Source organism: Streptomyces sp. IBSNAI002 (assembly GCF_052244475.1).
In the GTDB taxonomy this organism is placed as follows: domain Bacteria; phylum Actinomycetota; class Actinomycetes; order Streptomycetales; family Streptomycetaceae; genus Streptomyces.
On the sequence record NZ_JBQPXG010000002.1, the window covers coordinates 5,960,801 to 5,975,246 of the forward strand.

At 71.7% G+C, this 14,446-nt stretch carries 13 protein-coding genes; 8 read left to right on the forward strand and 5 right to left on the reverse strand.

Annotated features, from left to right (window positions below; genetic code table 11):
* Positions 1 to 42 precede the first annotated feature (42 nt).
* On the reverse strand, positions 43 to 744 hold the full coding sequence (locus ACTVZO_RS28765) for a nitroreductase family protein (protein ID WP_443301100.1): 702 nt from the start codon (positions 742 to 744) through the stop codon (positions 43 to 45).
* A 109-nt stretch (positions 745 to 853) separates the two neighbouring features.
* Here ACTVZO_RS28765 and ACTVZO_RS28770 point away from each other — a divergent pair, with 109 nt between their 5' ends.
* Together ACTVZO_RS28770 and ACTVZO_RS28775 are read left to right on the forward strand one after the other, a co-directional pair.
* Entirely contained in the window at positions 854 to 1,372 is a 519-nt protein-coding gene (locus ACTVZO_RS28770) for an SMI1/KNR4 family protein (RefSeq protein WP_443301101.1), read from the forward strand.
* Positions 1,372 to 1,908 carry a GNAT family N-acetyltransferase gene (locus ACTVZO_RS28775; protein WP_443303298.1) on the forward strand — a complete coding sequence of 179 codons (537 nt, stop codon included), beginning with the start codon at positions 1,372 to 1,374 and terminating at the stop codon, positions 1,906 to 1,908. The genes ACTVZO_RS28770 and ACTVZO_RS28775 overlap by 1 nt, the downstream gene beginning before the upstream one ends.
* A 21-nt stretch (positions 1,909 to 1,929) precedes the next feature.
* On the opposite strand, the gene ACTVZO_RS28780 is transcribed toward ACTVZO_RS28775, so the two are convergent.
* Together ACTVZO_RS28780 and ACTVZO_RS28785 are read right to left on the reverse strand one after the other, a co-directional pair.
* A complete protein-coding gene (locus ACTVZO_RS28780) occupies positions 1,930 to 3,960 on the reverse strand; it encodes a phosphocholine-specific phospholipase C (RefSeq protein ID WP_443301102.1) in 2,031 nt (676 codons plus the stop codon).
* A 119-nt stretch (positions 3,961 to 4,079) separates the two neighbouring features.
* Positions 4,080 to 5,093 carry an NADP-dependent oxidoreductase gene (locus ACTVZO_RS28785; protein WP_443301103.1) on the reverse strand — a complete coding sequence of 338 codons (1,014 nt, stop codon included), beginning with the start codon at positions 5,091 to 5,093 and terminating at the stop codon, positions 4,080 to 4,082.
* Between the two features lie 66 nt (positions 5,094 to 5,159).
* Between ACTVZO_RS28785 and ACTVZO_RS28790 the strand changes: the two genes are divergently transcribed.
* The 4 genes from ACTVZO_RS28790 (at position 5,160) to ACTVZO_RS28805 (ending at position 8,956) form a co-directional block, all read left to right on the forward strand.
* A complete protein-coding gene (locus ACTVZO_RS28790) occupies positions 5,160 to 6,077 on the forward strand; it encodes a LysR family transcriptional regulator (RefSeq protein ID WP_443301104.1) in 918 nt (305 codons plus the stop codon).
* Positions 6,078 to 6,337: 260 nt separating this feature from the next.
* Positions 6,338 to 6,469: a hypothetical protein gene (locus ACTVZO_RS28795; protein ID WP_362583999.1), complete on the forward strand. Its 132-nt coding sequence runs from the start codon at positions 6,338 to 6,340 to the stop codon at positions 6,467 to 6,469.
* A gap of 136 nt (positions 6,470 to 6,605) precedes the next feature.
* The gene (locus tag ACTVZO_RS28800) at positions 6,606 to 7,646 is read left to right on the forward strand and encodes a 3-isopropylmalate dehydrogenase (protein WP_443301105.1); all 1,041 of its coding nucleotides are present in this window, start codon (positions 6,606 to 6,608) and stop codon (positions 7,644 to 7,646) included.
* Between the two features lie 224 nt (positions 7,647 to 7,870).
* Complete coding sequence (locus ACTVZO_RS28805; protein ID WP_443301106.1) at positions 7,871 to 8,956, forward strand: branched-chain amino acid aminotransferase; 1,086 nt, start codon at positions 7,871 to 7,873, stop codon at positions 8,954 to 8,956.
* Between the two features lie 79 nt (positions 8,957 to 9,035).
* Here the strand turns inward: ACTVZO_RS28805 and ACTVZO_RS28810 are convergent, their stop codons facing one another.
* Together ACTVZO_RS28810 and ACTVZO_RS28815 are read right to left on the reverse strand one after the other, a co-directional pair.
* Positions 9,036 to 10,190 (reverse strand): IS30 family transposase, encoded by a 1,155-nt coding sequence (locus ACTVZO_RS28810; RefSeq protein ID WP_443303122.1) that lies wholly within the window; start codon positions 10,188 to 10,190, stop codon positions 9,036 to 9,038.
* A 172-nt stretch (positions 10,191 to 10,362) separates the two neighbouring features.
* A complete protein-coding gene (locus ACTVZO_RS28815) occupies positions 10,363 to 11,778 on the reverse strand; it encodes a cytosine permease (RefSeq protein ID WP_443301107.1) in 1,416 nt (471 codons plus the stop codon).
* Between the two features lie 154 nt (positions 11,779 to 11,932).
* Here ACTVZO_RS28815 and ureA point away from each other — a divergent pair, with 154 nt between their 5' ends.
* Positions 11,933 to 12,703, forward strand: a complete 771-nt coding sequence (gene ureA / locus ACTVZO_RS28820; RefSeq protein WP_443301108.1) for an urease subunit gamma — start codon at positions 11,933 to 11,935, stop codon at positions 12,701 to 12,703.
* Positions 12,700 to 14,442 carry an urease subunit alpha gene (locus ACTVZO_RS28825; RefSeq protein ID WP_443301109.1) on the forward strand — a complete coding sequence of 581 codons (1,743 nt, stop codon included), beginning with the start codon at positions 12,700 to 12,702 and terminating at the stop codon, positions 14,440 to 14,442. The genes ureA and ACTVZO_RS28825 overlap by 4 nt, the downstream gene beginning before the upstream one ends.
* The last annotated feature ends 4 nt before the right edge of the window (positions 14,443 to 14,446 follow it).

Sequence of the window (14,446 nt, forward strand, 5' to 3'; positions counted from 1 at the left end):
CGGTACCCCCAAGTCCGGAGCGGGGGCGGTCCCAGTTCCGGGCTAGACCTCGACGATGACCTGGTCCAGGGACTTGCGGACCAGGTCGGGGACCTCGCAGTCGTCCGCCGGGTAGCCCACCGGGATGACCGCGAAGGCCTTCTCGTTCTCCGGGCGGTCCAGGACGCGGGAGAGGAAGCGCATCGGGCTCGGCGTGTGGACCAGGGCCGCCAGGCCCGAAAGGTGGAGGGCCGACAGCAGCATGCCGACCGCGATGCCGACCGACTCGTCGACGTAGTAGTGCTTGTGCTTGGTGCCGTCCGGGCCGAGCCAGTAGCGCTGCTGGAAGACCACGATCAGCGCCGGGGCGTCCGTGAGATGGGTCTTCACGGCGTCCGTGCCGAGGGGGCGCAGGGCCGCGAGCCACTCGTCGCCGAGCCGGCCGTCGTACGAGAGCACCTCCTCCTGCTCGGCGGCGGCGCGGATCTGCCGGCGCACCTCCGGGTCCTTGACCAGGACGAAGGTCCAGGGCTGCTGGTGCGCCCCGGAGGGAGCGGTCGCGGCGCACGCGACGGCGTCCCGGACGACCTGCTCGGGCACCGGATCGCGGGAGAAGTGCCGTACGGTCCGCCGCTCGTCCATCCGCGTGCGCAACCCGGCGGCGCGAGCGAGCGATTCGGCGCTCGCCATCCGCTCGGGCCGGTAGGGGGCGGGACGGTACGGCTGGCCGTGGATCGGGGTCCACTGCTGGGTATCGGGCGACATGCGGCGAGTCTGCCGAGGCAATGGTCCAGACCGCCAGAGCCGTGTCGGCCGATTCCGGCCGGTGGACGGCGTCCGGCGTCCGCAATGCGGTCCTTGGTACGGTCGCGGCATGAGCGACTGGGACGCGGAGGCCGTGCGGGCACGCCTGCGGGCGAAGATCATGCGGTACGAACTGCGCGCGCCGGTCCCGGAGGCGGAGATCCGGGCCTTCGAAGCGGAGCACGGCATCCGGCTGCCCGAAGAGTACCGGTCGTTCGCCCTGACCGTCGGCGACGGTCCCGCCGGCCCGCACCACGGGCTGATGCCGCTGGTCACCCCGCGCCCGGAGGCCGACGACGACTGGGCGGTGGACGGGGAGTGGGAGGACGACCGGCGCCCGGGCCGGCTGGCCGCGCCCTGCCCGATCCGTGAACCCCGCCCGTTCGACCAGAACCGGAGGTTCGACGAGCGCGAGGGGCTGACCCTGGGCACGCTCGTCCTCGCCGAGCAGGGGTGCGGCATCTATTCGAGGCTGATCGTGAGCGGGCCGCTGGCCGGTCAGGTCTGGCACCTGGACCAGGACTTCGGGTCCTGCCTGCCCGAGGCGCCGGACTTCCGCACCTGGTACACCGAGTGGCTGGAGAAGTGATGGGCCTGCGCGTCGTGCACACCGCCGAGCTGGCCGACGGCGAGCTCCGCGAGGTGCGGGCCCTGCTCGACGAGGCCTTCGAGGGGGACTTCGCCGACGAGGACTTCGAGCACGCGCTCGGCGGGATGCACGCGCTGGTGCGCGCCGGCGGGGTGCTGGTGGCCCACGGGAGCGTCGTGCAGCGGCGGGCCGTGCACCGGGGGAGGGCGCTGCGGGTCGGGTACGTCGAGGCCGTGGCCGTCCGGGCCGGGCACCGTCGGCAGGGGCTCGCCGGGCAGGTCATGGCCGAGCTGGAGCGGGTCGTCGCACGGGCCTACGTGCTCGGCGCGCTGTCCGCCTCCGAGGACGGGGCCGCGCTGTACCGCGGCCGGGGGTGGCAGGTGTGGGGCGGGCGGCTCGGGGCGCTCTCGCCCGGGGGCCCCGTCGGGCTCCCGGACGAGGAGGGGTCCACCTACGTGTGGGTGCCGCCCGGCGGGGTCCTGCCGGACCCCGCCGCGCGGCTCGACTTCGACTGGCGCGACGGGGACGTGCTGTAGCCCCCGTAGGGCGCGGTGGGCCTAGGACCCGGAGATGCTCGGGGCGCCCGACTCGATGTGGCCCGTGTAGCGGCGCGACCAGGTGCCGTCGGAGGAGGCCAGGACCGTGAAGTCGTACCAGCCGTTGCTGTACGCCACCGCGTTGAAGTAGTCCTCGCGCGAGGAGTTCGGCGGGACCGTGTACGTCCACGGGCCGTCCGTGCGGTAGGCGTTGGAGCGGATCGTGAAGGTGACCGCGGCGGCCGAGGCGTTGGTCATCCTGAAGTAGACCGCCGTCTTGCCCGTGCCCGGCTCGACCGCGAAGCGGGCGGCCACCTCCAGGTCCTTGCCCGGCTTCGCGGCGTCGCCGAGGAAGCGCCGCAGGAAGCGGTTCGGGCCGTACATCGAGATGTCGTACTTGCCCGAGCCGTGCCCGAGCCCGATGTTGAAGTAGTCGGAGGAGGTGGCGCCCGCGTCCACCGTGTACTGCCAGGCGGCCGTGTCCCGGTACTGGTGCGGGTGGATCGAGAAGTGCGCCGCCCGCTTGGCCTCCGCACCCTGGTTGGTCATCGAGAACCAGGCCAGGATCTTGCCGGCCGCGCCGAACTCCAGACGGTCGAGGTTGCCGTTGACCTGGTACGGGAGCGCCCGCGCCGGGCGCGTCCCGGCCTCCTGCGCCGGCAGGGCGTTGTCCTGCGGCACCGGGTTGGGCAGCGGGGCGCAGGTCGACTGGCCGATGACCTTGGCGGTGGAGGGCAGGCCCGCCGGGACCCCGTAGACCGGGTGGGCGAAGTCGAAGACGCCGGTCAGGTCGCCGGTCACCCTGCGGCGCCAGGCGCTGATGTTCGGGCAGCCGGCCGGGGTGCCGAGGGCGGCCGTCCACGTTTCCATGAACCGCAGCACCGAGGTGTGGTCGAAGACCTCCGAGCTCACCCAGCCGCCCCGCGTCCACGGGGACATCACGATCATCGGGACGCGGAAGCCGAGGCCGATCGGGGCGCCGTCCAGGTACTCGCCGGGGGTGCCGGGCGGGGCGACGGGCGGCGGGACGTGGTCGAAGAAGCCGTCGTTCTCGTCGTAGTTGAGGAACAGGACGGTCGAGTCGAAGACCTCGGGGTCGGCGGCGAGCGCCCGGTAGACGAGGTCGACGAAGTGCGCGCCGTCGCCCGGCGGGGCGTACGGGTGCTCGGAGAAGGCCTCGTTGGCCACGACCCAGGAGACCTGGGGGAGGGTGCCGGCGACGACGTCGGCGCGGATGGCGGCCGCGATGTCGTCCGGGGTGGAGCCGGTGACGCGCGGGACGGAGGACATGCCGCGGTCGTGCAGGGGGTTGCCGGGCGCGGCGTCGGTGAACTTCTTGAAGTAGGCCAGACCGTTGTCGCCGTAGTTGTCCTGGGCGTTCTGGTAGACCTTCCAGGTCATGCCGGCCCGCTGGAGGGCCTCCGCGTACGTCTCCCAGGTCAGCCCGGACTCGTCGCCGCCGTCCTTGCTGGAGGCGTCGATCTTGCCGCTCCACAGGAAGGTGCGGTTCGGGCCGGTCGCGCTGAGCGCGGAGCAGAAGTAGGCGTCGCAGACGGTGTAGTTGTCGGCGAGGCCGTAGTGGAAGGGTATGTCGCCCCGGTCCAGGAAGCCGAGGGTGCGGGTGTTGCCGACCCCGGTGACCCAGTTGTCCATCCGGCCCTTGTTCCAGGCGGCGTGCTGCGAGGTCCAGCTGTGCGGCAGATCGCCGTTGCACTGGGCCAGCGTCTCGCCGTCGACCCCGCCCGCGGGCGGGGTCGAGCTCAGCTTCCACGGGTACTGGCGGCCGCCCCAGTTGGGCTGGTTGAACATGCCCCAGCCGCCCGGGACGTTTCCGGCGGCGCGGTCGGCGAAGCCGCGGACACCCTTCAGCCTTCCGAAGTAGTGGTCGAAACTGCGGTTCTCCTGCATGAGGATCACCACGTGCTTCACGTCGGTGATCGTGCCCGTCGCGGCGGCCGCGGCCTGCGACATCGGCGTGATCGCGGGCAGGGCGGCACCGGCCATCAGCCCGGCGCCGATGCCCACGAACCCTCTGCGGCTGATCGGTGTCACTGCCTGCTCGCCTCCAACTCCCGTGCCCGGCTGGCACATTGACGGCAAGAGTGACGGGCCCGGCGCCAAAGGTCTACATCCGTGCGGTAAGAAGTCGGTGAACATCCGGGTGGCTGGTTTCAGCCGTCGAGCCGGACGAGCATCTTGCCCAGGTTCTCCCCCCGGAGCATGCCCAGGAAAGCGTCCACCGTACGGTCGAACCCCTGCACAACGGTGGTATCGGTATCGATCAGGCCGCTGCGCAGATGGGGTACGAGGAAGTCCTCCAGCTCCTCCTGCAAATTGGTGTGGTTTCGAACCAATACCCCTTCGAGCCGCAGCGATTTGTGGACGACCTCGAAGAGGTTGCGGGGCGCGGCGGGGGAGCGGTCGCCGTTGTACGTCGAGACGGCGCCGACCCAGGCGATCCGCCCGTACTCGCGCAGCACGTCGATCGCGCCCTCCAGGTGTCCGCCGCCGACGTTGTCCACGTAGACGTCGATGCCGTCCGGCGCCGCCGCGGCGAGCTGCTCGCCGACCGGGCCGTCGTGGTAGTCGAAGGCCGCGTCGAACCCGAGGTCGCCGGTGAGGTGGCGGACCTTGGCCGCCGAGCCCGCGCTGCCGATGATCCGGCGGGCGCCGAGCAGCCGGGCGATGCGGCCGGTGGCGGTGCCGACCCCGCCCGCCGCGGCGGAGACGAACAGGTCCTCGCCCTCCCGCAGGGCCGCGGTGCGGGTCAGCGCGGCGTACGCGGTGAGGCCGGTACCGCCGAGGAGGGACAGGTACGCCTCCAGCGGGACCCCGTCGTGGACGCGCAGCTTGCGGGTCCCGTCGGTGCCGAGGGTGACGAGGGCGTGCGTGCGCCAGCCCTCGCGGTGGAAGACCAGGTCGCCCTCGGCCAGGCCCGGGTCGCGCGAGGCGATCACGCGGCCGACCGAGCGGCCCTCCAGCGGGGCGTTCAGCTCGAAGCCGTCCTCGCCGCCGTCCATCAGCCCGCGGTGGTACGGGTCCACGGAGAGCAGGAGGTTCTCCACCAGGGCGGTTCCGGGGCCCGGTTCCGGGACGGGGAAGGAGGCGACGGTGAAATCGGCGGCGGTGGGGAAGCCGGTCGGGCGGGCGGTCTGGTGCACGGCGTGAGCGGTGTTCGTGGTCATGGCGAAGACGCTAGGAAGGAATCTCCCGGCCGGGCAGGGGGTTGCGTTCATGGAAGACGCACATGCATGAACGACGCTCATGGAACGAGGTGGGGGCCGGTGTCCGAGCTCCTCCCGCAGGAACTGCGGGTGCTGGTCGCCGTCGCCGAGTCGGGCGGGTTCTCCGCCGCTGCGGCAGCGCTCGGGCTCACCCAGTCGGCCGTATCGCACTCCGTGCGCGGCAGCGAGGCCAAGATCGGCGCGGTGCTCTTCGACCGGGGGAGGAGCGGGGCCTCGCCCACCGCGGCGGGGGAGCGGGCCGTCGGACACGCCCGCCGGATCCTGCGGCTGTACGAGGTCATGGGCGCGGAAGTGCGCGGCGCGGGCCGGTCCGCACCGGGCGGCGACGCCCTGACGGGCGTGCTCCGGATCGCCGCCTTCCGCAGCGCGGCCCTGCACCTGCTGCCGCCCGCCCTGGACCGGCTCACGGCCCGGCACCCGGGGCTCCGCCCCGAGGTCCGGGTGGTGCGCGAACTCGGCGCGGGCACCGCCGGGGAGGTGGCCGCCGGTCGCGCCGATCTGGGGATCGCCACCCTGGGAGGGCCGGACGAGGTTCCGCCCGGCCTGCTGACCGGGGTGCTCGCGGAGGAGGCGTACGCGCTGGTCCACCCGGCCGGACACCCGGACCCGAAGGCGCTGCCCCTGCTCGACTGGGACGAGAACTGCGGCTCCTACACCCGGGACTGGTGGCGGGAGCAGGACTGGATCCCGCGGGCCACCGTCAAGGCGGAGGACGACGGGATGGTGCTGACGATGGTCGGCCGCGGACTCGGCATGGCGATCCTGCCGGAGCTCTCGCTGCGCGAGGCCGGCGAGGCGGTGGAGATCACCGATCTGGGGCCGCGGAGGCCGGTGAGGCGCGTGGGATACGTCACCACGCCGGAATCCGCCGCCACTCTGGCCGTACGGGCTCTGATCAGGGAACTTCGCTCCGATAAGGGCTGAACTGGACCCCCGGGAGGAGGCTTTCCGGGGGTTTCGGCGTCTCAGATAGTAGGAAGTCCGAGTAATTGCGGAGACATACAGCCGGACCTGCCCTAGCTTTGTAGAAGCCGAACGTCTCGCCGATCAGGCGAATGGTGGTCGAGAGCGCGCGCCCCCGGCAGGCAATCCCTGCGGCGCACTGCTCCCCGCCTCTTCCGGCGCCTTGAAGGAACCCCTCATCCGTGGCCCCGCCACGCCGTGATCTCAAGGAGTCGATCCACATGACCCCCACCACCGCCGCTGTCCGCCGCGTCCGCCACTCCTCCACCGCCGACGCGGACCGCCGCAACGCCGCCGCCGCCCTCCAGCGAGCCCTCGACCGCCGTGACAACGGCGGCTCGACCGGCCACTGACGCGCGGCCGGACACCCGTCCGGCACGCACGGGCCACGCACGAGCCCAGGACGGGCCCCGGACATGTTGCGTCCCGATTGGTCCAAATGCTGGACGCAATATGTCTGAGGGCTGGGACACGGAGTACGGTTTCGCCATGTCGACCAGCATCAATCTCGCAGTGATCCCCGGTGATGGCATCGGCCAGGAAGTCGTGGCTCAGGGCCTGAAGGTCCTTACCGCGGTCCTGCCCCAGGATGTGAAGCTGGAGACCAAGGAATACGACCTCGGGGCCCAGCGCTGGCACCGCACCGGTGAAACCCTCCCGGACGCCGAACTCGAGGCCCTCAAGCACCACGACGCGATCCTGCTGGGCGCCATCGGCGACCCCTCGGTCCCGTCCGGCGTACTGGAACGCGGCCTGCTCCTGAGGCTCCGCTTCGCGTTCGACCACTTCATCAACCTGCGCCCCTCGAAGCTGTTCCCGAACACCGCCACCCCGCTGGCCGGCCGCCCCGACATCGACTTCGTGGTGGTCCGCGAGGGCACCGAGGGCCCCTACACCGGCAACGGCGGCAGCCTGCGCACCGGCACCCCCGCCGAGGTCGCCACCGAGGTCAGCGTCAACACCGCCTACGGTGTGGAACGCGTCGTCCGCGACGCGTACGAGCGCGCCAACGCCCGCCCCCGCAAGAAGCTGACGCTGGTCCACAAGAACAACGTCCTCGTCTACGCCGGCCACCTGTGGAAGAACACCTTCGACAAGGTCGGCCGCGAATACCCCGAGGTCACCACCGACTACCTGCACGTCGACGCCGCGACGATCTTCTTCGTCACCCAGCCCGAGCGCTTCGACGTCATCGTCACCGACAACCTCTTCGGTGACATCCTCACCGACCTGGCCGCCGCCGTGACCGGCGGAATCGGCCTGGCCGCCTCCGGGAACATCAACCCGACCGGCGCCTACCCGTCCATGTTCGAGCCCGTCCACGGCTCGGCCCCGGACATCGCAGGAACCGGCAAGGCCGACCCGACCGCCACGATCCTCTCCGTCGCCCTCCTCCTGCGCCACCTCGGCCACGAGGCCGAGGCCGCCCGCATCGAGGACGCCGTCACCGCCGACCTCGCCGAACGCGACGGAACCTTCCGCTCCACCGACGCCATCGGCGACGCCCTCGCCGCGCGCGCAGCCGGCTGACCCGGCAGCACCACTCCAGGAAGCCGTCGGGTCACATACGGGACCCGGCGGCTTTTCCTGTGCGGCCCCGGGTGCCACCATCTCCCCTGGGCCGCTACCCCGCTTCTCCGAAGCCCCTCCGCGCGCGATAATCGAACGCGAGGCCGCGGAATGCGGGAAGCTCGGACGTCCTAGTACGCCGTGAGCGCGGTCCGCCATACACAACCGGTGAAGGACAAGCACTCATGACGACGCCCACGATCGAGCTCAAGCCCTCCTCGAACCCGCTGTCCGATGCGGAGCGCGAGGCGATCCTGGCCAGCCCCGGCTTCGGCCGCCACTTCACCGACCACATGGTGACGATCAAGTGGACCGAGGGCCGCGGCTGGCACGACGCCGAGCTGGTCCCGTACGCGCCGCTGTCGATCGACCCGGCGAACATGACGCTGCACTACGCGCAGACGATCTTCGAGGGTCTCAAGGCCTACCGCCAGCCCGACGGCACCGTCGCCACCTTCCGCCCGCTCGCCAACGCCGAGCGCTTCCAGGCCTCCGCCCGCCGCATGGCCATGCCGGAGCTGCCGGCCGAGCTGTTCATCGATGCCTGCGACGCCCTGATCCAGCAGGACCGCGCCTGGGTGCCGGACTCCGGCGAGGCCTCCCTGTACCTGCGGCCGTTCATGTTCGCCTCCGAGGTCGGCCTGGGCGTCCGCCCGGCGAACGAGTTCCTCTTCATCGTGATCGCCTCGCCGGCCGGCGCGTACTTCCCCGGCGGAGTCAAGCCCGTCTCCGTCTGGCTCTCCGAGGAGTACGTCCGCGCGGTCAAGGGCGGCACCGGCGCGGCCAAGACCGGCGGCAACTACGCGGCTTCGCTGGTCGCCCAGGCCCAGGCCGCCTCGCACGGCTGCGACCAGGTGGTCTGGCTCGACGCCGTCGAGCACCGCTGGATCGAGGAGATGGGCGGGATGAACCTGTACTTCGTGTACGGCGACCGCATCGTCACCCCGGAGCTCACCGGCTCCCTCCTTCCCGGCATCACCCGTGACTCCCTCCTCACCATCGCCCGCGACCTCGGCTACCAGGCCGAGGAGGGCCGGATCACCACCGAGGACTGGCAGCGCGACAACGCCGAGGGCACCCTCACCGAGGTGTTCGCCTGCGGCACCGCCGCCGTCATCACCCCGGTCGGCTCGGTCAAGTCCGAGCGCGCGGACTGGATCCAGGGAGACGGGCAGCCCGGCCCGGTCACCATGCGGCTGCGCAAGGCCCTCCTGGAACTCCAGACCGGCCACGCCGCGGACACCCATGGCTGGATGCACCCGCTCGGCTGATCCGCAGCCGGCACACGCCCACCTACGAAGGCCCGCGCTCCCCGTATGGCGAATTCCAGGGGTCGTAGCAACACAGTGATCAACTGGCTGTCGCCAGGAGCTTAGCGAGACGCTCGGCTGGGGTTTCCCAGTCGAGCGTTTTGCGTGGGCGGCTGTTGAGCTCGGCTGCGACGGCGTCCAGGTGCTCGCGGGTGTGGACGGAGAGGTCTGTGCCCTTGGGGAAGTACTGCCGTAGCAGCCCGTTGGTGTTCTCGTTCGAGCCGCGCTGCCAGGGGCTGCCGGGATCGCAGAAGTAGACGGCCATGTCCGTGGCGGTGCTGAACTCCTGGTGGAGGTGCATCTCGGAGCCCTGATCCCAGGTGAGTGAGCGCCGGAGGTGGGCCGGGAGAGCGGAGACGGTCTGGATGAGCGCGTCGCGGACCTTGGCGGGGTGTCGGCCGTCAGGCAGGTGGACGAGGGCGACGAAGCGGCTGGATCGCTCCACCAGTGTTCCGATCGCGGACCTGTTGGTCTTGCCGATGATGAGGTCGCCCTCCCAGTGCCCGGGGATCGCGCGGTCGGCTGCCTCGGCCGGCCGTTCGCTGATCATCACCATGTCCTTCGACATGCGCGGCTGACGCTTAGCGGACTGACGGTGCGGGCGTCGCGTCGCCCGTCCCGTCCGAAGGGATCGGGTCAGCTCGCGGCGGAGTTCTCCGCGGCCTTGGACGTAGAGGGCCTGGTAGATCGTCTCGTGGGTCACGTGCATCTCCGGCCGGTCGGGGAAGCGCGTCCGTAGAGTCCGGCAGATCTGTTCAGGACTCCAGCGGCGTGTGAGGTGGTGCTGGATGAAGTCCCGCAGCTCGGGGTTCTGGCCGATCTTCCCGGTCTTGGGCCGGGGCCGACGGGCATCCGCACGCTCTTGCGCGACATACGGCCGATAGGTCCAGTGGGTCGCGTTGCGGGGTGGACGCGTGCCGTTGCGGCGTATCTCCCGGCTGATGGTGGAGGGACTACGACCCAGCTCGGCAGCGATCGCCCGGATCGAGGCCTTCTCCCGGAACCGGTCGGCGATGTGGATCCGCTCGTCGGCCCGGAGGTAGCGGGACGGACCAGTAGGCGGCACCACCGGACGGACCGGTGGTGCCGCCTTCTGCTTGCTGTCTGCCGCACGGCCATTGCGCCAACGGCGGCCGGTCTTGTCGTTGATGCCCACGATCCGGCACGCCTGGTTGTTGCTGAAGCCCTGCTGCATGAGCAGGAAGTATGTTTCCCGCTCACGCAGCAGCCTCTTGCGGCCCTGAGCCACCGTCCGGCTCTCCCGGATCTTGAAGTCCATCGCATCCCCTGAGCTGGGGTGTTGCGACGACCACTAGAACGGAAGGTATCGGGGGCGCGGGCCTTCGTGCGTACGGCGCGAGGGCGGCTCAGGCGGTCGCGGGCTCCTCGGCCGGGGCGGCCGTCGGGGCGGTGCGCGCGGTCATGGCCGCGTACACGAGGCCGCCGGCCAGGCCGGAGAGGACGAAGGAGCAGTCCACGCCGCCGGTCAGGGCGAGCAGCGGCCCCTCGTAGAACGGGGTGGTCACGGCGAGCAGCCCGACGCCCGCGCCGATGGCCCAGGAAACGGTGGCGGCCGGGTTCCAGCCGCCGCGGTACCAGTAGGCCCCGCCCACCGAGCGGCGGTTGAAGACCTGGAGGGCGTCGGCGTCGTAGCGCCCCTTGCAGCGCACGTGGCCGATCAGGGTGATCACGGCCCACGGGGTGCCGAGCGCGGTCAGCAGCAGGACGAAGGAGGTCATCGCCGCCTGGACGTCCCACTCGAAGGAGCCGACGAAGACGAAGGCGGTGGCGACGGCCGCGGCGATCACGGTGGCCGTGGTGCGGGTGGCCCGGGGGACGATCGCGTCGAGGTCGAGCCCCATGGAGTACAGCATCAGCCCGGCGTTGCCCACCGAGCCCGCGGCGGCCGCGGCGAGCAGCGGGACCAGGTACCAGAACGGCGCGGCCTCGACCAGCGGCCCGGCGTAGTCGGCCCCGGCCCGGGCGGCGAGCGCGGTGAAGGTGCCGAAGAGCTGCGGTATCAGCAGGCCGACGAGCAGGCCGAGGCCGGTGGCCCCGAGGACCTTGCGGGAGCCGTGCCGGCGCGGGGAGATGTAGCGCGTGTAGTCGCCGAGCAGGGTGATGAAGGCGACGGGGCCGCTGAGCCCGGCCGCGACGGCGGCGAGCAGCCAGGTCGACCAGAAGGAGCCGAGCAGGTACTCGGTGTCCGGGGGCGCGGCGGTGGTGAAGTCGGGGGCGTAGGCGAAGACGCCGACGGCGAGCAGGAGCACCATGCCGATGGACAGGACCTTGCTCATGCGCAGCAGCAGCCGGTAGCCGAAGACGGCCGCGACGACGGTACAGGCGGCCAGTACCCCGTACATCACCCCTCGCGAGACCCCGGTGTCCGGTAGTCCGGTGAGCCGCGACAGCACGCCGACCATCACGTCGCCGCCGATCCACAGGGTGAGCGCGGTGTAGCCCAGCGACAGCAGCAGGCCGACCACCGAGCCGACCAGCCGGCCGCGGACGCCGAACTGGGCTCCGCTCGAGGTGGAGAGGTTGGTGGCGGTCCGCAGGGAGACCAGGGCCAGCGGCGCGGTGAAGGCGATGCCGACCAGGGTGCCGGTCACGATGGCGGTGACGGAGGGCCACAGGCCCAGTCCGAAGGACGGGGGGAGCCAGCCGAACACGATCACGCCGAGGCAGAGATTGGAGCCGAGCAGGATCGCGACCAGGTCGCGGGGTCCACTCGTCCGCTCTTCCTCGGGGATGGTGTCGACTCCGCGCTGTTCGATGGGCATGGGGACTCCCTGTGCGGGGCGGGGGCGGTTCCGCTTTTCTTTGAGCGACACTCAATGTGACCTAAGGCCTGGTCTCCGGTCAATGCTTCATTGCCAGGAAATGAAGAGTTAGAGTGATGCTCTAACTCATCGACTCAAGAGGTGGTGGATCGGCGTGCGGCTGACCCCTACGGAGCGAGACCGGCTGCTGCTCCGCAGCGCTGCGGAACTGGCACGGGCCCGACGGGCCCGGGGGCTGAAGCTCAACGTTCCCGAGGCCACCGCGCTGATCGCGGACACGGTCTGCGAGGCCGCGCGCGACGGCAGGCGGCTCGCGGAGGCCATCGAGGAGGCCCGCGGCGTGCTGGGCCCCGGCGACGTGCTGCCCGGCGTGGCCGACGTGGTCACCGAGGTGCACGTGGAGGCCGTCTTCGACGACGGCTCGCGGCTCGCGGTGGTCTCGTCCCCCATCCAGGGCGCGGAGCCGCTCGGTGACGACGCCCCCGGGGCCGTCGTCACAGGCCCCGGCGTCCCCCAGCCCGAGCCGGTGCTGCACCTGCACGTGCGCAACACCGCCCCCGTGCCGGTGAGCGTCACCTCCCACTTCCACTTCTTCGAGGCCAACCCCCGCCTCGACTTCGACCGGGCCGCGGCCTACGGGATGCGGCTGTGCGTGCCGGCGGGTTCGTCCGTACGGTTCGACCCGCACGGCGAGGGCGAGGTCGGGCTCGTCCCGATCGGCGGCGCCCGCATCGCGATCGGCTTCGCGGGCCTGGTCGACGGCCCCCTCGACGCCCCCGGGGCCAAGGCGCTCGCGCTGGCCCGGGCCGAGGCCTGCGGCTACCTGGGCGCGTCCGCCGCGGATACGGCAGCCACGGATGCGGCCGTCCCGGACCCGGCCGCCCCGGCCGACGGCGCCGGGCGAGCGGACGGAGCGCAGGCATGAGCAGGCAGACCCCGCACAGCGACCACAGCGCACACTGCGCGCCGGGCAGCCGGCACATCGACCCGCACGAGTACGCCTCGGTCTTCGGCCCCCGCGTCGGCGACCGGGTGCGGCTCGGCGATTCCGGGCTCACCGTCCGGGTCGAGTACGACGCCCAGAAGCCCGGCGACGAGTTCCTGGCCGGATTCGGCAAGACCGCACGCGACGGCCTGCACCTGAAGGCCGCCGCCGTCCGCGAGACCTGCGACGTCGTGATCAGCAACGTCCTGGTGATCGATGCCGTCCTCGGCATCCGCAAGGTCTCCATCGGCATCCGCGAGGGCCGCATCCACGCCATCGGCCGGGCCGGGAACCCGGACACCCTCGACGGGGTCGACGTGGTCGTCGGCACGGGTACGTCGATCGTCTCCGGCGAGGGCCTGATCGCCACCGCCGGCGCCGTGGACACCCATGTGCACCTGCTCTCGCCGCGCATCATGGAGGCCTCGCTCGCCGCGGGCGTCACCACGGTCATCGGCCAGGAGTTCGGCCCCGTCTGGGGCGTCGGCGTCAACTCGCCGTGGGCGCTGAAGCACGCCTTCAACGCCTTCGACGCCTGGCCCGTCAACATCGGCTTCCTGGCCCGCGGCTCCTCCTCCGACCCCGCCCCGCTGGTCGAGGCGCTCGCCGAGGGCGGCGCCAGCGGCTTCAAGGTCCACGAGGACATGGGCGCGCACACCCGCGCCCTGGACACCGCGCTGCGCGTGGCCGAGGAGTACGACGTTCAGGTCGCGCTGCACAGCGACGGCCTCAACGAGTGCCTCTCCGTCGAGGACACCCTGCGGGTGCTGGAGGGCCGGACCATCCACGCCTTCCACATCGAGGGCTGCGGCGGCGGACACGTCCCCAACGTGCTCAAGATGGCGGGCGTGCCCAACGTCATCGGCTCCTCCACCAACCCCACCCTGCCCTTCGGGCGGGACGCGGTCGCCGAGCACTACGGCATGATCGTCTCCGTCCACGACCTCAAGCCGGACCTCCCGGGCGACGCGGCGATGGCCCGCGACCGGATCCGCGCCGGCACCATGGGGGCCGAGGACGTCCTGCACGACCTCGGCGCGATCGGCATCACCTCCTCCGACGCCCAGGGCATGGGCCGCGCGGGCGAGACCATCCGCCGCACCTTCGCCATGGCCGCCAAGATGAAGGGCGAGCTGGGCCCGCTGGCCGGCGACGGGGAGGGCGACGACAACGCCCGCGTCCTGCGCTACATGGCCAAGCTGACCATCAACCCCGCCATCGCCCACGGCCTGGCCCACGAGATCGGCTCGATCGAGGTCGGCAAGCTCGCCGACATCGTGTTGTGGCGCCCGCAGTTCTTCGGCGCCAAACCGCAGCTGGTCCTCAAGTCCGGCTTCCCGGCGTACGGGGTCACCGGCGATCCCAACGCGGCCACCGACACCTGCGAACCGCTGGTCCTCGGGCCGCAGTTCGGCTCGTACGGGGCCACCGCCGCCGATATCTCCGTCGCCTTCGTCTCGGCCGCCGCGGCCGCCCTGGGGAGCGACGGGATGCCCACCCGCCGGCGCCGGGTCGCCGTCCGCGGCACCCGCGGCATCGGCCCGGGCGACCTGCTCCTCAACTCCCGGGTGGGCGCGGTCGATGTGGACGCGCGCAGCGGCCTGGTCTCCCTCGACGGGGAACCGCTGCGCTCCGAAGCCGCCGAGTCGGTCACCCTGAACCGCCTGTACTTCCTGTAAGGAC